This is a genomic window from Phocaeicola vulgatus ATCC 8482, from assembly GCF_000012825.1.
GTDB lineage: Bacteria > Bacteroidota > Bacteroidia > Bacteroidales > Bacteroidaceae > Phocaeicola > Phocaeicola vulgatus.
Genome location: NC_009614.1, coordinates 4,094,788 through 4,112,610 on the forward strand (window position 1 = coordinate 4,094,788; position 17,823 = coordinate 4,112,610).

General features: G+C 41.3%; 20 protein-coding genes. 13 read left to right on the forward strand and 7 right to left on the reverse strand.

Annotated elements, in window-relative coordinates:
* Nucleotides 1-187: 187 nt before the first annotated feature.
* The 5 genes from BVU_RS16415 to BVU_RS21805 form a co-directional block, all read right to left on the reverse strand.
* Nucleotides 188-889, reverse strand: a complete 702-nt coding sequence (locus BVU_RS16415; protein WP_005841238.1) for a hypothetical protein — start codon at nucleotides 887-889, stop codon at nucleotides 188-190.
* A 273-nt stretch (nucleotides 890-1,162) separates the two neighbouring features.
* On the reverse strand, nucleotides 1,163-1,732 hold the full coding sequence (locus BVU_RS16420) for a K(+)-transporting ATPase subunit C (RefSeq protein ID WP_012055618.1): 570 nt from the start codon (nucleotides 1,730-1,732) through the stop codon (nucleotides 1,163-1,165).
* Nucleotides 1,733-1,745: 13 nt separating this feature from the next.
* A complete protein-coding gene (gene kdpB, locus BVU_RS16425; RefSeq protein WP_005841244.1) occupies nucleotides 1,746-3,779 on the reverse strand; it encodes a potassium-transporting ATPase subunit KdpB in 2,034 nt (677 codons plus the stop codon).
* A gap of 33 nt (nucleotides 3,780-3,812) precedes the next feature.
* Nucleotides 3,813-5,519 (reverse strand): potassium-transporting ATPase subunit KdpA, encoded by a 1,707-nt coding sequence (gene kdpA, locus BVU_RS16430; RefSeq protein ID WP_005841245.1) that lies wholly within the window; start codon nucleotides 5,517-5,519, stop codon nucleotides 3,813-3,815.
* A 26-nt stretch (nucleotides 5,520-5,545) separates the two neighbouring features.
* A complete protein-coding gene (locus BVU_RS21805) occupies nucleotides 5,546-5,626 on the reverse strand; it encodes a potassium-transporting ATPase subunit F (protein WP_074783379.1) in 81 nt (26 codons plus the stop codon).
* A 267-nt stretch (nucleotides 5,627-5,893) separates the two neighbouring features.
* On the opposite strand from BVU_RS21805, the gene BVU_RS16435 reads away from it, so the two are divergent.
* Nucleotides 5,894-6,520, forward strand: a complete 627-nt coding sequence (locus BVU_RS16435) for an O-acetyl-ADP-ribose deacetylase (protein ID WP_012055619.1) — start codon at nucleotides 5,894-5,896, stop codon at nucleotides 6,518-6,520.
* Between the two features lie 347 nt (nucleotides 6,521-6,867).
* Here the strand turns inward: BVU_RS16435 and BVU_RS16440 are convergent, their stop codons facing one another.
* Nucleotides 6,868-8,205, reverse strand: a complete 1,338-nt coding sequence (locus BVU_RS16440) for a sigma-54-dependent transcriptional regulator (protein WP_005841250.1) — start codon at nucleotides 8,203-8,205, stop codon at nucleotides 6,868-6,870.
* Nucleotides 8,206-8,506: 301 nt separating this feature from the next.
* On the opposite strand from BVU_RS16440, the gene BVU_RS16445 reads away from it, so the two are divergent.
* From BVU_RS16445 to BVU_RS16465, 5 genes are all read left to right on the forward strand, one after another.
* Entirely contained in the window at nucleotides 8,507-9,733 is a 1,227-nt protein-coding gene (locus BVU_RS16445) for a quaternary amine ABC transporter ATP-binding protein (protein ID WP_005852472.1), read from the forward strand.
* Nucleotides 9,730-10,554: an ABC transporter permease gene (locus BVU_RS16450; RefSeq protein WP_005841255.1), complete on the forward strand. Its 825-nt coding sequence runs from the start codon at nucleotides 9,730-9,732 to the stop codon at nucleotides 10,552-10,554. The genes BVU_RS16445 and BVU_RS16450 overlap by 4 nt, the downstream gene beginning before the upstream one ends.
* Nucleotides 10,555-10,556: 2 nt before the next feature.
* Nucleotides 10,557-11,399: a glycine betaine ABC transporter substrate-binding protein gene (locus tag BVU_RS16455; protein ID WP_012055620.1), complete on the forward strand. Its 843-nt coding sequence runs from the start codon at nucleotides 10,557-10,559 to the stop codon at nucleotides 11,397-11,399.
* Between the two features lie 144 nt (nucleotides 11,400-11,543).
* A complete protein-coding gene (locus tag BVU_RS16460; protein ID WP_012055621.1) occupies nucleotides 11,544-12,452 on the forward strand; it encodes a DMT family transporter in 909 nt (302 codons plus the stop codon).
* 12 nt (nucleotides 12,453-12,464) lie between these two features.
* Nucleotides 12,465-13,016 (forward strand): sugar O-acetyltransferase, encoded by a 552-nt coding sequence (locus BVU_RS16465; RefSeq protein WP_012055622.1) that lies wholly within the window; start codon nucleotides 12,465-12,467, stop codon nucleotides 13,014-13,016.
* Nucleotides 13,017-13,075: 59 nt separating this feature from the next.
* Here the strand turns inward: BVU_RS16465 and BVU_RS16470 are convergent, their stop codons facing one another.
* Entirely contained in the window at nucleotides 13,076-13,294 is a 219-nt protein-coding gene (locus BVU_RS16470) for a winged helix-turn-helix domain-containing protein (RefSeq protein WP_005841264.1), read from the reverse strand.
* A gap of 236 nt (nucleotides 13,295-13,530) precedes the next feature.
* Between BVU_RS16470 and map the strand changes: the two genes are divergently transcribed.
* From map to ftsY, 7 genes are all read left to right on the forward strand, one after another.
* Nucleotides 13,531-14,385: a type I methionyl aminopeptidase gene (gene map / locus BVU_RS16475; RefSeq protein WP_005852479.1), complete on the forward strand. Its 855-nt coding sequence runs from the start codon at nucleotides 13,531-13,533 to the stop codon at nucleotides 14,383-14,385.
* Between the two features lie 23 nt (nucleotides 14,386-14,408).
* Nucleotides 14,409-15,428 carry a tRNA (adenosine(37)-N6)-threonylcarbamoyltransferase complex transferase subunit TsaD gene (gene tsaD / locus BVU_RS16480; protein ID WP_005841268.1) on the forward strand — a complete coding sequence of 340 codons (1,020 nt, stop codon included), beginning with the start codon at nucleotides 14,409-14,411 and terminating at the stop codon, nucleotides 15,426-15,428.
* A 21-nt stretch (nucleotides 15,429-15,449) separates the two neighbouring features.
* Complete coding sequence (locus BVU_RS16485) at nucleotides 15,450-15,950, forward strand: CinA family protein (protein ID WP_005841281.1); 501 nt, start codon at nucleotides 15,450-15,452, stop codon at nucleotides 15,948-15,950.
* Between the two features lie 104 nt (nucleotides 15,951-16,054).
* Complete coding sequence (gene rpmB / locus BVU_RS16490) at nucleotides 16,055-16,315, forward strand: 50S ribosomal protein L28 (protein WP_005841284.1); 261 nt, start codon at nucleotides 16,055-16,057, stop codon at nucleotides 16,313-16,315.
* A 20-nt stretch (nucleotides 16,316-16,335) separates the two neighbouring features.
* Nucleotides 16,336-16,524: a 50S ribosomal protein L33 gene (rpmG, locus tag BVU_RS16495; protein WP_005841291.1), complete on the forward strand. Its 189-nt coding sequence runs from the start codon at nucleotides 16,336-16,338 to the stop codon at nucleotides 16,522-16,524.
* Nucleotides 16,525-16,533: 9 nt separating this feature from the next.
* Entirely contained in the window at nucleotides 16,534-16,689 is a 156-nt protein-coding gene (locus BVU_RS21810) for a DUF4295 domain-containing protein (RefSeq protein ID WP_005841293.1), read from the forward strand.
* A 173-nt stretch (nucleotides 16,690-16,862) separates the two neighbouring features.
* The gene (gene ftsY / locus BVU_RS16500) at nucleotides 16,863-17,822 is read left to right on the forward strand and encodes a signal recognition particle-docking protein FtsY (RefSeq protein WP_005852483.1); all 960 of its coding nucleotides are present in this window, start codon (nucleotides 16,863-16,865) and stop codon (nucleotides 17,820-17,822) included.
* The last annotated feature ends 1 nt before the right edge of the window (nucleotide 17,823 follow it).

A 17,823-nucleotide genomic window follows, 5' to 3' on the forward strand; every position in this document is an offset into this window, starting at 1 on the left:
ACTCTATACAACAAAAAAAGGTTGTCAAAACGTGGATAATGCTGTCGTTTCGTTCGTAGGGGCGAGGTTCGCTCGCCCGAAAACAGTTTGCTTTGTGTCTCCGGGCAGACAAACCCTGCCCCTACAGTTAACGATTGGATAGTCCGGTTTCGTTTTGACACTTCCTTTTGTTAAAAAAATCACATATTTAAAACCCAATACTTAATCCGGCTATCAGATAAGTTTTGTCAAATGAGGGCGAAACAATAGCCTGTACAAACAAAGGCAAAGAAAAATGATCTGTAATATTAATGTTCTTGGAAGCTTTTAAAGCAATATCTGTAAAAGCAGCACCATCAGCATCATACATTCCTTTCCAGGGAGTGAAACCAACGGAAGGAGTGAGCGTAATTTCTGCCGGGCAAGCAATATTATAAGAAGCATTGATATAAGTGGAATAAGCACGATCACCGTCTTTGTTATCGTCTCCTCCCGCAAACATGGTAGACCAGCTCAAGGTCAGAGGAAAGTTCTCGCCGAAATTATAAGCTAATGTTCCTTCAAAATGATGATCATGTTTATAATCCCCGTAGGGCATGGTGATGCCATTCCACCAATAGTCGGTCACTGTAATACCTAAACCGCCAATGGTATAACTCAAATTGATGTCAAACTCTTGTGCACCGTCTGTCTTGGTCAGGCTCTGACTCCCCCAAGCAGACAAAGAAAGATTGCCGTAAGATAATCCTAATGTAGGCTGTACAGAGAATCCTGAATTCTGGTAAGCGCCACGCCAAATGTAATCACTTACAAAATCCGCCTTAGCCGTTACGTTAAATTCTTGTGCTTTTATCACTCCAGGCAACAGTAGAGCCAGCACCAAGACCACTTTTTTCAAATTCTTTTTCATCTTAAAAAATTAAACTAATCAATATTCGTGTTTTACATATTTATACTATTTCCTTCTTATTGTCTGAAAGGAAATATCCATTTTGAGTTTTTCTGAATCAAGATGCATCATTCAATAGGGTGATGCACGTCAAAGATCAAGAATCCATGTTATCAAAGCAAAGAACAATACAATGATAGCCACAGCTTCTAGAGCCGACAGGCTCTCGGTATCCAGGAAACTTCTCTTTTTCATGACGCACATCTTCCTAATTTAATGACTATATATTTTTTATTATTTTGCCTTTTCTAAAGCAGCATTCAGTTTTAATACATTCACCTTCTCTGTACCGAATATGCCCATAAACGGTTTTTCCACAGCTTTATCTACAATAGCTTTTACAGTTTCCTCACTCATTCCGCGAGCTTTAGCCACACGTTGTACCTGCACGTATGCGCAGTCCGGAGTGATGTCAGGATCCAGCCCGGAACCGCTGGCTGTGACCATTTCGGCAGGTACTTCCTTACGGCTCAAGTAAGGATGATGCTTTAAAAATGTATCAATCCGCGCTTCTACTTCAGCCAAGTATTCTGCATTGGTAGGGCCTTTATTGCTACCGGCCGAACTGGTTGCATCATAACCATCTCCGGCACATGAAGGACGTCCCCAGAAATAGATATCTTCCGTAAATGATTGTCCCACATTGGCGGCACCTACCACTTTTCCGTTAAGTTCCACCACCTCGGCATTGCCGGAATTAGGTCCGGCAAATTGAGCGAAAATCCATAAGACTAGTATATAGCATACTGAGAAAAACACACAAAAGACTAAGGTAAGTCTGAATGACTTTATAAAATTTTTCATTGTCGTTTACTTGTTAAAAGAATAATCCTACTACTAAATCTATTAATTTAATACCCACAAAAGGAGCAATAACACCACCTATGCCATATATCAAAAGATTACGACGAAGCAAGGCGGAAGCTCCTATCGGTTTGTATTGAACTCCTTTCAATGCCAGCGGAATCAGAATAGGAATAATGATGGCATTGAATATAACCGCAGACAAGATAGCACTCTCAGGGCTATGCAGCCCCATAATATTCAATGCAGCCAGTTCCGGAATGGAAAGCATGAACAATGCAGGAACAATGGCAAAATATTTGGCCACATCATTGGCTATGGAGAAAGTGGTCAGTGTACCACGTGTCATCAGCAATTGTTTACCTATCTCGACAATCTCTATCAGCTTGGTAGGATCATTATCCAAATCCACCATATTCCCTGCTTCCTTGGCAGCCTGTGTACCGCTATTCATGGCAACCCCCACATTAGCTTGGGCAAGGGCAGGAGCATCATTTGTTCCGTCACCCATCATGGCAACCAGTTTGCCGGCAGCCTGCTCTTTCTTGATATACTCCATCTTATCCTCCGGTTTAGCCTCGGCTATGAAGTCGTCTACTCCGGCTTTCTCTGCAATATATTTGGCGGTCAATGGGTTATCTCCCGTCACCATGACTGTTTTTACCCCCATCTTGCGTAAACGTTCAAAACGTTCCTGAATACCCGGTTTTATGATATCCTGCAATTCTATTACTCCGGCAATTTTCTTATTGACACTTACCACCAATGGAGTACCTCCATTACTTGTAATGGTTTGAATGATATCTTCCGTTTCTTTTGGGAAAGGGTTTCCGGCAGACAAAGCTATCTTGCGGATCGCATCAAATGCACCTTTACGGATTTCTGTTCCATCCTTCAAGTTAATACCCGAGCATTTGGTTTCGGCGGTAAATTTTATCATATGAGCACCATCGGTATTCAAATTACGCATCCGTAAACCCGATTCACGTCCCAGTTCAATAATAGATTTGCCTTCCGGAGTATCATCAGATACAGATGAGAGCAGGCAGGCTTCGATGAAAGCATGTTCATCCACTCCCTGAGCCGGATAAAAACGGGTAGCTTTACGGTTTCCTATAGTTATTGTTCCTGTTTTATCAAGAAGCAACGTATCTATATCTCCGGCTGTTTCCACTGCTTTACCCGATTTGGTTATGACATTGGCACGCAAAGCACGATCCATCCCGGCGATACCGATAGCCGAAAGCAATCCTCCGATAGTGGTAGGAATGAGGCAGACAAACAAGGACAGAAAAGAAGCAATGGTAATGACAGTTCCCGTATAATCGGCAAACGGTTTAAGGGTGATACACACAATGACAAAGACCAATGTAAATGCTGCCAACAGGATAGTCAATGCAATTTCATTCGGTGTTTTCTGGCGGGATGCGCCTTCCACCAATGCAATCATCTTATCCAGGAAACTTTCACCCGGCTGGGTGCTTACCATTACTTTTATCTGATCGGACAATACTTTTGTACCTCCTGTTACTGAACTCTTGTCACCGCCTGCTTCACGGATTACAGGAGCGGATTCGCCTGTGATGGCACTTTCGTCAATAGACGCCAGTCCTTCGATGATCTCGCCATCGGCAGGAATTACATCTCCTGCCTCGCATACAAAAATATCACCTTTCTTTAACCGGGAACTACTGACAGTTTTCAAAGTCCCGTTCACAATCAATTTGGCAGGGGTTTCCTCACGAGTCTTCCTCAGGCTATCGGCTTGTGCTTTTCCGCGCGCTTCGGCAATAGCTTCAGCAAAATTAGCAAATAACAAGGTGATGAACAGGATTACGAAAACCCATAAATTATAAATAAATGAGCCTTGTGAATCATTAACGATAGAGTAGAGCATCACCAAGAACATAATAGCTGTACAAACCTCTACCGTGAACATAATCGGATTCTTAATCATCACTCGCGGATTCAACTTCACGAATGATTGTTTTATGCTGTCAATGACTTGCTCCTTCTGAAATAAAGAAGCTGATTTATTATCTTTCATATCTTCTATTAATATCGTTGTCTGTTATCAGAATTATAAACTCAAGTGCTCGGCAATAGTGCTTAATGCATGTACCGGGAAGAATGATAGTGCGGCAACAATAAAAATAACCGCAAATGTCATCACACCGAATGTCACTGTATCGGTTTGCAATGTGCCGGCGCTTTCGGGAATAAATTTTTTCTTAGCCAGAATACCTGCTATGGCCACTTGACCTACAATCGGGACAAAACGTCCTAATATCAGCACAATACCACAAGAGTAGTTCCAAAACCATGTGTTATCACCCAGTCCTTCAAAACCGGAACCATTATTGGCGGCACACGAGGTGTATTCATAAAGCATTTCACTCAGACCATGATATCCGGGATTGTTCAGCCAGCCACCTTCACTTTCCACAAATGCAGGCGCATGAACAAACAGATAAGCAGCCAATGCCGTACCAACTAAAATGATAAACGGATGAAGTAGTGCCACAATGGAAGCAATCTTCATTTCACGTGCTTCTACTTTATGACCAAGGAACTCCGGTGTACGGCCTACCATCAACCCACTGATGAACACGGCGATAATAATAAATGTAAAGTAGTTCATCCATCCCACACCTACACCGCCAAACCATGTGTTGATCTGCATGTTCAGCATTTCCATCATACCCGAAAGCGGCATTGTTGAATCGTGCATACCATTGACAGAACCATTGGAAGTAACCGTAGTAGTAATACTCCACAAAGCAGTGGCGGCCGAGCCCAAACGTATTTCTTTACCTTCCATCGCGCCATTATCCTGCGCTATCCCCATTTCGTCAATACGTGGATTACCACCCATCTCCTGACTCACATTGATACAAACTCCTACCAGATAGGCAAACAGCATGACACCATATATACTATAACCCAATTTTTTACGTTTCAGATAGAAACCGAATGCAAATGCCATCGCCATAGGTATGATAAGGATAGACCAACATTCCACCATATTGGCAAAATAGGTAGGGTTCTCCAATGGATGAGAAGAGTTTACACCAAAATAACCACCACCATTAGTACCCAATTGTTTGATAGGGACAATAGCCGCCGTAGGGCCTTGTGATACATATTGTGTAGCTCCTTCCATGGTGGTCACTTTCATTTTTCCGTCAAAGCCCATCGGAGTTCCTTGCACAATCAGGATAAAGCCTACGACCAATGAAAGAGGCAACAGGACACGGGTACAACTTAATACCAAATAGTTCCAGAAATTGCCAATAGTCTGAGTAGTCTTTGCAGCCAGCGCTTTCATTATACCTGCCATGGCAGCCATACCGGTAGCGGCAGTAATAAACTGAAAGAGCATGATGACGAATAGCTGAGTAAAATAAGTCAGCCCACTTTCACCGCTATAATGTTGCAAGTTGCAGTTCACCATGAAACTGATACAAGTATTGAATGCCTGATGCGCAGTCTGACCGACATTTCCATCCGGGTTAAGCGGCAGCACACCTTGTGTAACCAACAGTACCATCCCCCAAAGGAACCAAAATAGATTTACCACCAGCAAGGCTCTCAAAAACTGTTTCCAGTTCATCTCCTCATTGGGATTGATACCACTCAGTTTGAACATAACCCGTTCAACGGGCTTCATAAAATCCGACCAAGTCTTTTCACCTTTATAAACTTTAGCGATATATTTGCCCAAAGGATAGCTGAGCACTACCATTAAGACAATTTGCGCTATAACACCTAAAACTTCAGTATTCATAACTCTTTATTTCTTAACTTACTTTTTTAAAACTTCTCCGGCTTGATGAGAACATACATCATATAGCCGAACATAATCAAACTAACTACAAATAATGCTGTGTACATAACTTGTTTCTCCTTTCTTTTTTTAGATCTTCTCGAACCAGTCTATGCATTTAAAGAAAAGCCAAAAGCAAGCTATGCCGCTCAAGGTACAAACCACAAATCCGATTGAAAATAAATCCATAATTCCTTTTTTAAATTAATACTATTGTTAACTGCCACACTATATGCCAATAGTGTGCCATTACCGGCAAACAGGAGATAAGTAACTGATTTATATACAGATATAACAACAAGAAAAGAGAGAGAGCAAAAGAAAATCTTTTCAAAATGAAAAGGGAAGAATATCAAAACAGGAGAATAATTGATTTATTTGCTGCCAAACTGCATAATTCCCCAATTTATTATATAGCTTTGTATAGAGGTTTTAATACAGAAAAACAGAAAGGAAAAATGAAGAAGATAAATGTTACCGTAGCCGATATCACTACTTTAAAAGTCGACGCCATTGTAAATGCAGCCAACTGTTCGTTGCTGGGTGGCGGTGGTGTAGATGGAGCTATCCATCGGGCTGCAGGCCCGGCGTTGTTAGCGGAATGCAAAACATTGGGCGGTTGTCCGACGGGGGAAAGCAAGATAACCGATGCATACAACCTGCCATGCAGGAAAGTGATTCATACCGTAGGACCCGTATGGCATGGGGGAATGCATGGAGAAGCCGAAAAACTTGCATCATGCTATCATACCAGTTTCATACTAGCGAAAGAGAACGGCATCCAAAGCATTGCATTCCCCTGTATCAGTACCGGCGTATATCATTATCCCAAGGAAGAAGCGGCACGTATCGCATTGAATGCCATCGGGGAAGAAATGGCACATGGCTATGAAGGAGAAGTGATTGTATGCTGTTTCTCGGAGGAAGATGCCGAAGTATATCGAAAGCTCTTGTCTTGCTGAGGAAAGTCACGGATCATTTCTATATCCGGAATGTATTGATTCCGTAGCCATCTTTGCTGAAACCATCTTGCAATAATGCTGCCTATGGTCTTTCGTGAAGCAGTAGAATTTGAGTGGGGCTGTTTATCCGTAAGGAATACATAAAAGACTTGGGAACCGGATTCGTCATTAAAAGGTTTTATCCGTATCCCTAACCCTTTCCTGCCCTATGGTTAAGGGTTTTCTTCCTGTTTGTTTTATCTCCACAAGTCTTTGGAGTTAACTCCAAAGGCTATGGAGATAGAATACATCCGTATAAAAAGACTTAACCATAGGGCAGGAAAGGGTTGATCAATGACCTGCAACAACTAAATACCGTATTCCTCTATCTTTCTATATAAAGTAGTCAAACCTATTTTCAATAAACGTGAAGCCTCGGTCTTGTTTCCTTTAGTATGTTGCAGAACTTTAGCAATATGACGTTTTTCCATAGCGGCCAGTTCAAACTCCGAATAATTCTTGCCGGAATAATCTTCCTGCCGGGCATTCTGTATTTCAATGGGAAGATCTTGTAAGGTGAGCTGTTTGTCGCAGACAATCATGCTGCGTTCTATCACGTTTCGCAATTCACGGATATTTCCTCTCCAGTCGGCAGCTTTCAAAGCTTTCAAGAACTCCGGAGCCATCCCTTCCACCTGTTTCCCCAGTTTCTTTGAAAAGAGTTGGATAAAGCTTTCCGCCAAAAGTTCGATGTCTTCTTTGCGCTCACGAAGAGGAGGGAGGTGTATCTGAAAAACAGAAAGACGATAATAAAGATCTTCACGGAAATTACCTTGTTCTATTTCTTTTTTCAGGTCCCGATTGGTGGCGGAGATAACGCGGACATTCACTTTCGTCGGTTTCGTGTCGCCTATCTTGATGTACTCTCCCGCTTCGAGCACACGAAGTAATTTGGCTTGCAGCTCGAAAGCCATTTCACCTATTTCATCCAAAAAGATGGTTCCGTTATCGGCCACTTCGAACAGCCCCTTCTTATCTTTCATCGCTCCGGTAAACGAACCGGCTTTATGACCGAATATCTCGCTTTCAAGCAGATCTTTGCTAAAAGCAGAACAGTTTACAGCCACAAAAGCATTCTCTTTGCGAAGACTGTTGCGATGGATGGCTTGTGCAAAGACCTCTTTCCCCGTGCCTGTTTCTCCGGTCAGCAAGACTGTAACATCCGTTGCCGAAACCTTTCGGGCCAATGCTACGGCTTGTTGCATACCCTCCGACTTCCCTTTTATAGCGTCAAAAGAGAAACTTTGGGTCTCTTCTGTTTTCACTTTTTCTCCTACATTCTTTTTAGCCTGAGCCATAGCCCGGCTGATTAACGGAATAATTTTATTATTATCATCCCCTTTGGTGATATAATCAAAGGCTCCATTCTTGATTGCCTGCACACCATCCGGAATGTTACCGTGGGCGGTCAAAAGTATCACCTCCAATTCTGGATAGAGTTTTTTGATGGTTGTAACCATATCCACTCCATTGCCGTCCGGCAAAAACACATCACACAACACCACTTGGGGATTATGTAACTTAAGTTGTTTCAATGTAGACTGGCAATCGGCTGCCTGGAATACTTCGTAACCTTCCAATTCCATCATACGCGAAAGAAGTTTGCGTATTTGCGGTTCATCATCAATAATTAAAATACTATCCATATATTTATTCTGTTTTGCGTGACAAAGATAGAATAAAATGAACGCTCGACAAAAGGATAATACTTAATTTCTGTTTTATAGAAAACGCTTTCTGATTAGCTTTTTTTAATCTCGGACTTTCTGAACCACTCCCGTAGGGAGTAAACAATAACAAGCTGTAAAAAAACATATTTACTGATCAATAAAACTCATCTTATAATGAACCTTTTTATATTTTGTTTCGTTAAATATACCGGACGACATCTCAATTTACTTCCGTCAATTCCTCCCTATTCTTAATTAATTTAAACTATTATAGACTATGAACAAAATAGAAATAAAAGACTTGTATCTTGTTTTCGGTCCGGAAAAGCAGAAAGCGTTCCGGATGTTGAAAGAAAGAAAAAGCAAAAATGAAATTTTAAAGGCGACTAATTGTACTGTAGCAGTTAAAAACGCCAATCTGACAATCAAAGAAGGAGAGTTCTTCGTAATCATGGGACTGTCGGGCAGTGGCAAATCAACTTTATTGCGCTGCATAAACCGGTTAATCAAACCCACAAAAGGACAAGTACTGATTAATGGAACAGACATTACTGCCGCATCTGATAAGGAATTGCTGGAAATGCGCCGCCGGGAAATAGCTATGGTGTTCCAAAATTTTGGTTTGTTACCTCATCGCAGTGTTTTAAGCAATATTGCATTCGGGCTCGAACTCCAAGGAGTTCCCAAACAGGAACGTGAGAAAAAAGCCATGAAGAGTATGGAAATAGTCGGGCTGAAAGGATATCAGAATCAGATGGTCGGACAACTTTCCGGCGGAATGCAGCAACGTGTGGGATTGGCACGCGCTTTGGCAAATGATCCGGAAATATTACTGATGGATGAAGCCTTTTCCGCTCTGGACCCATTGATCCGCGTACAAATGCAAGATGAAATGCTGGCACTGCAGTCCAAAATGAAAAAGACCATCGTCTTTATCACGCATGATTTGAGCGAAGCAATTAAACTGGGTGACCGCATTGCCATTATGAGAGATGGAGAAGTGGTGCAAGTCGGAACTTCAGAAGAAATTTTAACTGAACCGGCCAATGACTATGTGGCAAGATTTGTAGAAAATGTGGACCGGAGCAAAATCATAACGGCAGGAAGTATTATGATAACCCGTCCCGCCGTAGCCCGTCTGCGTAAAGAAGGTCCCGAGGTTCTGATCAGAAAGATGAAAGAAAGAGATATTACCGTGCTTCCTGTGATAGATGAAAATGACAAGCTGATAGGAGAGATTACATTGGAAAGTGCCGCCATTCTTCGGCGTAAAGGTATAAAATCAATCCAGGAAGCCGTACAAAGTGAAGTACATTCCGTTACGGAGGACACAAAGATTGAGGATCTGCTTCCCTTAATCACGAAAACCAATTCTCCCATTTATGTGGTGAATGAAGAACGCGAACTGAAAGGCTTGGTTCCTCTATCGTCCATCGTAGTAGAGATGACCGGAAAAGATAAAGAAGAAATTAATGAACTTATTCAAAACGCTATCGAATTATGATAAACATAGGAAAATATATAGAAACAGCCATCAACTGGCTCACAGAAAACTTTGCCCCTCTTTTCGACGCCATCAATGTTGGAATAGGCGGGTTCATAGATGGGTTCCAAAACATATTGATGTGGATACCTTTTTATGTAACAATAGCATTGCTGGCCATCCTGGCTTGGTATAAATCGGGAAAAGGAGTCAGCATTTTTACCATTTTAGGATTATTGCTGATTTGGGGAATGGGATTTTGGAACGAAACCATGCAGACTTTAGCATTGGTGCTTTCGTCTACCATCATCGCTCTTATCATGGGACTTCCCTTGGGAATATGGAGCGCAAACAGCAAACGATGTGATAAAATTCTGCATCCTATCCTCGACCTGATGCAAACGATGCCTGCTTTCGTCTATCTGATTCCTGCCGTACTCTTTTTCGGGCTGGGAACCGTTCCGGGAGCCTTTGCCACCATTATTTTTGCCATGCCTCCCGTAGTGCGTCTGACCAGCCTGGGTATCAAGCAAGTACCGAAGAATGTTGTAGAAGCTTCGCGCTCTTTTGGTGCGACACCTATGCAATTATTATTCAAGGTACAATTACCGCTGGCATTGCCCACTATCATGACCGGTATAAACCAGACAATCCTGATGTCGCTCTCCATGGTGGTCATTGCCGCTATGATTGCAGCCGGAGGGTTAGGGGAAATCGTACTGAAAGGTATCACGCAGATGAAAATAGGTTTAGGTTTCGAAGGCGGTATCGCAGTAGTCATCCTGGCCATCATTCTGGATAGAATAACACAAGGACTTGGAAAACAAAAGAAAGGGAAATAAGCATGAAGAAAATACTATATTTTTTGTCTTTCCTCCTGCTGCTTGCCTCTTGCAGCGGGAAAAAAGATGATAAGACAATAAGCATTGGATACATAAACTGGGACGACGGCATCGCCCTGACCTATTTGACGGAAGTGATTCTTGAACAACAAGGTTATCATGTCGTTTTAAAGAATGCCGATCCGGCTCCTATCTATGCAACAATGGCCCGTGGCAAAGTAGATTTGCTGATGGATGCTTGGTTACCGGCTACACAGGCCGATTATATGAAACAATACGGAAAGAATCTGGAAATCTTAGGCAAGATCTATCCGGATGCCCGTATCGGTCTGGTAGTCCCCGATTATGTGGACATTCATTCCATTGAGCAATTAAATGCCAACAAAGAAAAATTCGGAGGCGAGATTATCGGCATTGATGCCGGTGCAGGGATTATGCATGCTACAGATATGGCCATAGAAAAATACAATCTGGATTACAAATTGCTGGAGTCTAGCGGACCGGCCATGACCGCAGTACTAAAAAGAGCCGTTGACGAGCATCAATGGATTGTGGTGACGGGATGGACTCCCCATTGGATGTTCACCCGCTTTAAATTAAAATTTCTGGAGGACCCGAAAGGTATTTTTGGTAAAGCGGAAACAATTACGGCCATTGCCCGCAAAGGATTTGGTGAGCAACACCCGTTTGTGGCAAAACTGATAGAAAACATACATCTGAGCACCGAAGAAATCAGCAGCCTGCTGGATGATGTATCACAAAATGAATATAATGAAAAAGAAGGAGCGGAAAAATGGGTAAAAGAACATCAGGAGCTGGTAGATTCCTGGATTCCCCGGAAATAGAAATATCTCACTTACCTTGAGGGCCGCGCCCAAGGTAAGTGAGAAAACAAACGAACTTTGTATCAGCTCAACTATGCCATATATTTTGATAAGTTTCTCGAAAACAAAACCTATCTTTGCAACATAATAAAACACATATAAATTATGAATGTTATCAAATCAAGGTTCGTCTATCACTTAATGGCAATAATCACTGTAGCTATCTGGGGAACTACTTTTGTTTCTACTAAGATTCTAATCCAACATGGATTAAGTCCTTCCGACATCTTCTTTTATCGTTTCACTCTGGCCTATCTTTGCATGTGGTGTATTTCTTATAAAAAACTATTTGCCAACAGAGTAAAAGATGAATTGTTACTTTTATTGGCCGGATTATGTGGAGGAACTATTTATTTCATTACTGAAAATACGGCTCTCGGTATCACATTAGCCTCCAACGTGTCTCTGATAGTATGCACATCACCTGTTCTGACCACACTGCTTTCTTATTTGTTCAGAAGAAAAGAACCTTTCACCCGCCATCTTGTTTACGGATCGATCATGGCTTTGATAGGAGTGGGGCTGGTTGTTTTCAACGGCAGTTTCATTCTGAAAATTAATCCTTTGGGAGATATTCTTTCACTGACCGCTGCATTGATGTGGGCATTTTATTGCCTTATTCTCAAACAATTGGATAATCATTATTCTATCGTATTCATTACCCGTAAAGTATTCTTCTACGGAGTGCTGACCATTCTGCCCATGTTTTTATTCCGTCCGTTAAATTGGGACAATATCTTGATGATGCAACCCATCGTGTTTGGAAATCTCCTCTTTTTGGGATTTGTCGCCTCCATGCTCTGCTTCATAGCCTGGAATGCTTGTGTCAAGGAATTGGGAGCCGTAAAAAGTACAAACTATATTTATATCGTCCCTTTGGTAACTCTTCTTACTTCAGCGGTCATTATTAATGAAAAGATAACTTGGATAGCCCTTACCGGCTGTTTTCTTATCTTGTGTGGTGTATATTTGGCAGAACGGAAAACAAATCCTACATTTGAGGCAAAATCTTAAAGCCCTTTAATTATGAACGAGATAGACAAAATGCGTAACAGTCAGCTGGCCGATATGGAGAAACCGGAAATACAGGCCAGTTTCATATACGCCAAAAAACTAGTGGCCCAATTACGGATGATGAGTACATACGATGATGGTTTCAGGGAAGTGCTGGAAGAATTAGTGCCGGGTATCCCTTCCACTTCTGTCATCTGTCCACCATTTTACTGTGATCATGGACACGGCATCCGCTTAGGAGAGCATGTCTTTGTGAATGCCAACTGTACATTTTTAGATGGTGGATATATCACCATAGGAGCACATACATTGATAGGGCCCAATGTACAGATCTATACTCCACATCATCCGGTAGATTACATAACCCGACGCGAACCCAAAGAGTATGCATATCCCGTAACTATCGGAGAAGATTGCTGGATAGGAGGAGGAGCTATTCTTTGTCCCGGAGTAAAAATAGGTCATCGCTGTATTATCGGAGCCGGAAGTGTCGTAACTAAAGACATTCCCGACAATTCCGTTGCTGTAGGTAATCCGGCCAAAGTGATTAGAAAAGTTGATTAAAAAAAGAAAACAGATAATTATGAAAGTTTTGGCCCCACATAATTATCTGTTTCTCGTATTCAGCCAATATAAACATTGACGCTCAGAAACAGGCAATCGTCTCCGTTAGAACATTCAAAGTCTATTTTATTCTCTCTGGCCAGCCAACCTATAGCTGCATTCAAATCTCTGTCAGACAATTCTGAAGCTCTTTTTAAATCACAATAACTCCACCGTTTATTGTCATTCAGCAGTTTCCAAACTTTTCCTGCGTTTACTCCAATTTGATGTTTATCCATTTTGATGTTCAATTAAAGAAGTTAATAATAGAATGCTTAGTTTTTTGCGGTAAATATAACCTTTTATTAAAATAAAATAGACTCTCCTACATAAAATTCATGTAAAAGACATGATTATTTAACATTTGTTTCTGTCAAATTTCATGTAAATTCTCTTTTTATGAAGATATTTATTGCCGGATGAGCCATTTTTACAAATATTTCCTCTAACTTTGTAAGTCAATTAATCCTTTGATATGAAAAGAAATAAAATAAACTGGAGAGTTCCCAAAGGTATGGAACTCACAGAGTTAGATAAAAAGGTTCTCTATTATCAAGATAGAGGTCATTTAGTACCTTCACGTGAACTGATCAAGACACCGGAACAGATTGAAGGAATACGCCGTAGCGGTATTGTCAATACCGGAGTGCTAGACCTTGTAGAACATGAGATCCATGCAGGCATGAGCACATTGGAAATAGACAAGCTGGTTTATGAATATACGAAAGATCACGGTGGCATTCCTGCAACCTTAGGTTATGACGGTTTTCCCAAAAGTTGCTGCACCTCTATCAATGAGGTTGTTTGTCACGGTATTCCCAATGAATTCGATATTCTGGAAGAAGGAGATATCATCAATGTGGATTGTACTACCATTCTTGATGGTTATTATGCCGATGCATCGCGTATGTTTACCATTGGAAAAACCACACCTCAAAAAGAAAAACTGGTACGAGTAGCTAAAGAATGTCTGGAGATAGGCATGGAAGCTGCGAAACCATTTGGTTTTGTAGGGGACATAGGACATGCAATTGAAAAACATGCTAAAAAAAATGGATTCTCAGTAGTGCGTGATCTCTGCGGACACGGAGTAGGCATAGAGTTCCATGAAGAACCGGATGTAGAACATTTCGGGAAAAAAGGAACTGGTATGCTATTGGTGCCGGGAATGGTTTTTACCATTGAACCAATGATCAATATGGGAACATGGGAAGTCTTCATTGATGAGGAAGATGGCTGGACTGTAGTCACCGAAGACGAACAGCCGTCTGCACAGTGGGAACATACTTTCGTTATGACAGATAACGGACTTGAAATTCTGACACATTAATATATATAATAAGGTATAGAAATATGGATACAATTATATTAGGTATAGAATCTTCCTGTGACGACACATCAGCCGCAGTTATCAAGAATGGCGTATTGTTGTCCAACGTAGTGTCCAGCCAGGCTGTTCACGAAGCTTACGGAGGGGTGGTTCCCGAATTGGCGTCACGTGCCCATCAACAAAACATTGTACCGGTGGTGCACGAAGCCTTAAAAAGGGCAGGAGTTACCAAGGAGCAACTAAGCGCCGTTGCATTCACCCGAGGACCCGGCTTGATGGGATCATTACTGGTCGGAGTATCTTTTGCGAAAGGTTTCGCACGTTCATTGAATATACCAATGATTGATGTTAACCACCTGCAAGCCCATGTGTTAGCCCATTTCATTAAAGAATCGGAAGAAGACAACAACCAACCTAAATTCCCTTTCTTGTGCCTGCTGGTGTCAGGAGGAAACTCACAGATAATATTGGTAAAGGCCTATAATGACATGGAAGTTTTGGGACAAACTATTGACGATGCAGCAGGAGAAGCTATCGACAAATGTTCTAAAGTAATGGGCTTAGGTTATCCCGGAGGTCCTATCATTGATAAACTGGCACGTCAAGGCAATCCAAAAGCGTTCACTTTCAGTAAACCACATATTCCGGACTATAACTATAGTTTCAGCGGATTAAAGACTTCTTTCCTATACTCTTTGCGTGACTGGTTGAAAGAAGATCCCGATTTCATCGAACATCATAAAAACGACTTGGCTGCTTCATTGGAAGCGACCATTGTAGATATTTTGATGGACAAGCTGAGAAAAGCAGCCAAAAATCTCAAGATAAATGAAGTGGCAGTAGCCGGAGGGGTATCAGCCAACAACGGGCTTCGTAACTCATTCCGCGAGCATGCCGGGAAATATGGTTGGAATATCTATATCCCGAAGTTCAGCTTTACTACGGATAATGCCGCAATGATCGCAATTACCGGTTATTACAAGTATCTGGACAATGATTTTTGCACTATAGACAAGCCCGCTTATTCACGGGTAACTATTTAATATTAAAAAACCGTTTTCAACATGTCAGTAGAAGGTAAATTTTTAAGTAAAGAGATTAACGATTTGTTTTGGAGAGAGGGCCTGACACTCGTTACTGCCGAGAGTTGCACGGCAGGAAGTGTGGCGGCCGCTATTACAGCCGTTGCCGGAAGTTCACAATTCTTTAAAGGTGGAATTATCGCCTATTCCAACGAAATAAAGGAAAGTCTGTTAGGGGTAAACCACGAAACTTTAGAAACTCACGGAGCTGTAAGTGAAGAAACCGTTATCGAAATGGTAAAAGGAGCGATGAAATCGATGAATTCTGATTGTGCTGTAGCAACTTCAGGTATCGCAGGGCCCACAGGAGGTACTCCCGACAAGCCGGTAGGTACCATTTGGATTGCTGCCGGATGTAAAGACAAAGTGATTACACTGAAATTGGAAGGCGACGAAGGAAGAAACAAAAACATTGCAAATGCAACCCAAAATGCACTGCAACTGCTTCGAAAGTTGTTCCAAAACGAAGAAAATGAGCAGTAATTGCAGAATTATTTGCAAAAACTCTTGTTTTATACAAATAAAAGTGCTTATTTTGCACTCCGTTTGAAATAAGTATTGAAAAAAACTATAAAAATAAGATAGCAATGTCGAAGATTTGTCAAATTACCGGAAAGAAAGCCATGATTGGCAACAATGTTTCACACTCTAAGAGAAGAACCAAAAGAACTTTTGATGTGAACTTGTTTACTAAGAAATTCTACTATGTAGAACAAGATTGCTGGATTAGCCTGAACATCTGCGCTAACGGCTTACGTGTGATTAATAAAAAAGGCCTGGATGCAGCGCTGAATGAAGCGGTAACCAAAGGCTATTGTGATTGGAAAAGCATCAAAATTATTGGTTAATTAAAAAGGAGAGATAGACTATGGCAAAGAAGGCTAAAGGTAATAGAGTACAGGTAATCCTTGAATGCACAGAAATGAAGGATAGTGGTATGCCGGGAACTTCTCGTTACATTACAACAAAAAACAGAAAAAATACCACTGAAAGATTGGAGCTTAAGAAGTACAATCCTATTTTGAAAAGAGTAACAGTTCACAAAGAAATTAAATAATTATAACCCATGGCAAAGAAAACAGTCGCAACCCTTCAGACAGGTAAAGAAGGACGTTCTTATACTAAGGTTATCAAGATGGTTAAATCTCCGAAAACAGGAGCTTACATCTTCGATGAGCAAATGGTACCTAACGAAAAAGTTCAAGACTTTTTCAAGAAATAATTCAGTCGGAATGACTGGTGGAAAGTTCCTTTCATATATTATGGAAGGAACTTTTTTTATACCACAATGTTATCATCATAATACATTATGACCAATCATTGTGACACTTTTTTTTGTCCGTGTAAGAGATTAGTTATATCTTTGTAGCATAAACAGATAAATCAGACTCCAATATGGGATTTTTTAATTTTTTCTCAAAAGAAAAGAAGGAAACTTTAGACAAAGGATTGTCCAAAACCAAAGAAAGTGTATTCAGTAAGATTGCCCGTGCCGTAGCGGGTAAATCAAAAGTAGACGATGAAGTATTGGATAATCTGGAAGAAGTGCTTATCACTTCGGATGTAGGCGTTGAAACAACTCTGAATATCATCAAACGCATTGAAGAAAGAGTTGCCAAAGATAAATATGTAAACACTCAGGAACTGAACAAGATTCTCCGTGAAGAGATAGCGGCATTATTGACTGAAAATAACACGGTGGATTCGGATGATTTCACTGTTCCGGAAGGTAAGAAGCCCTATGTCATCATGGTGGTAGGTGTAAACGGTGTGGGTAAAACCACAACCATTGGTAAATTGGCATATCAATTTAAGAAGGCGGGCAAAACCGTCTATTTGGGTGCCGCTGATACATTCCGTGCTGCCGCCGTAGAACAATTGGATATTTGGGGAGAAAGAGTAGGAGTGCCTGTTATTAAACAGAAAATGGGATCAGATCCCGCATCTGTAGCTTTTGATACCTTAAGTTCCGCCGTAGCTAATAATGCAGATGTAGTAATCATTGATACCGCAGGCCGACTTCACAATAAAGTAGGTTTGATGAACGAGCTTACTAAAATCAAGAATGTGATGAAGAAAGTTGTTGCGGACGCACCTCACGAAGTATTATTGGTTTTAGACGGTTCTACCGGTCAAAATGCATTTGAACAAGCCAAACAGTTTACTTTGGCGACAGAAGTTACTGCTATGGCAATTACCAAATTGGACGGAACAGCCAAAGGGGGCGTTGTAATTGGCATCTCAGAGCAGTTCAAGATTCCCGTAAAATATATTGGATTGGGCGAAGGCATTGAAGACATGCAGGTATTCCGCAAAAAAGAATTTGTAGACTCACTATTTGGAGAGACTGAATAAT

What these genes read in the sequence shown, in the direction of transcription:
- BVU_RS16415 (WP_005841238.1), bottom strand. Translation starts at nt 889, where the DNA reads ATGAAAAAGAATTTGAAAAAAGTGGTCTTGGTGCTGGCTCTACTGTTG.
- BVU_RS16460 (WP_012055621.1), top strand. Translation starts at nt 11,544, where the DNA reads ATGAATGTTATCAAATCAAGGTTCGTCTATCACTTAATGGCAATAATC.
- rpmB (WP_005841284.1), top strand. Translation starts at nt 16,055, where the DNA reads ATGTCGAAGATTTGTCAAATTACCGGAAAGAAAGCCATGATTGGCAAC.
- ftsY (WP_005852483.1), top strand. Translation starts at nt 16,863, where the DNA reads ATGGGATTTTTTAATTTTTTCTCAAAAGAAAAGAAGGAAACTTTAGAC.
- map (WP_005852479.1), top strand. Translation starts at nt 13,531, where the DNA reads ATGAAAAGAAATAAAATAAACTGGAGAGTTCCCAAAGGTATGGAACTC.
- BVU_RS21810 (WP_005841293.1), top strand. Translation starts at nt 16,534, where the DNA reads ATGGCAAAGAAAACAGTCGCAACCCTTCAGACAGGTAAAGAAGGACGT.
- tsaD (WP_005841268.1), top strand. Translation starts at nt 14,409, where the DNA reads ATGGATACAATTATATTAGGTATAGAATCTTCCTGTGACGACACATCA.
- BVU_RS16470 (WP_005841264.1), bottom strand. Translation starts at nt 13,294, where the DNA reads ATGGATAAACATCAAATTGGAGTAAACGCAGGAAAAGTTTGGAAACTG.
- rpmG (WP_005841291.1), top strand. Translation starts at nt 16,336, where the DNA reads ATGGCAAAGAAGGCTAAAGGTAATAGAGTACAGGTAATCCTTGAATGC.
- kdpB (WP_005841244.1), bottom strand. Translation starts at nt 3,779, where the DNA reads ATGAAAGATAATAAATCAGCTTCTTTATTTCAGAAGGAGCAAGTCATT.
- BVU_RS16435 (WP_012055619.1), top strand. Translation starts at nt 5,894, where the DNA reads ATGAAAAGGGAAGAATATCAAAACAGGAGAATAATTGATTTATTTGCT.
- BVU_RS16485 (WP_005841281.1), top strand. Translation starts at nt 15,450, where the DNA reads ATGTCAGTAGAAGGTAAATTTTTAAGTAAAGAGATTAACGATTTGTTT.
- BVU_RS16465 (WP_012055622.1), top strand. Translation starts at nt 12,465, where the DNA reads ATGAACGAGATAGACAAAATGCGTAACAGTCAGCTGGCCGATATGGAG.
- BVU_RS16440 (WP_005841250.1), bottom strand. Translation starts at nt 8,205, where the DNA reads ATGGATAGTATTTTAATTATTGATGATGAACCGCAAATACGCAAACTT.
- BVU_RS21805 (WP_074783379.1), bottom strand. Translation starts at nt 5,626, where the DNA reads ATGTACACAGCATTATTTGTAGTTAGTTTGATTATGTTCGGCTATATG.
- BVU_RS16445 (WP_005852472.1), top strand. Translation starts at nt 8,507, where the DNA reads ATGAACAAAATAGAAATAAAAGACTTGTATCTTGTTTTCGGTCCGGAA.
- kdpA (WP_005841245.1), bottom strand. Translation starts at nt 5,519, where the DNA reads ATGAATACTGAAGTTTTAGGTGTTATAGCGCAAATTGTCTTAATGGTA.
- BVU_RS16450 (WP_005841255.1), top strand. Translation starts at nt 9,730, where the DNA reads ATGATAAACATAGGAAAATATATAGAAACAGCCATCAACTGGCTCACA.
- BVU_RS16420 (WP_012055618.1), bottom strand. Translation starts at nt 1,732, where the DNA reads ATGAAAAATTTTATAAAGTCATTCAGACTTACCTTAGTCTTTTGTGTG.
- BVU_RS16455 (WP_012055620.1), top strand. Translation starts at nt 10,557, where the DNA reads ATGAAGAAAATACTATATTTTTTGTCTTTCCTCCTGCTGCTTGCCTCT.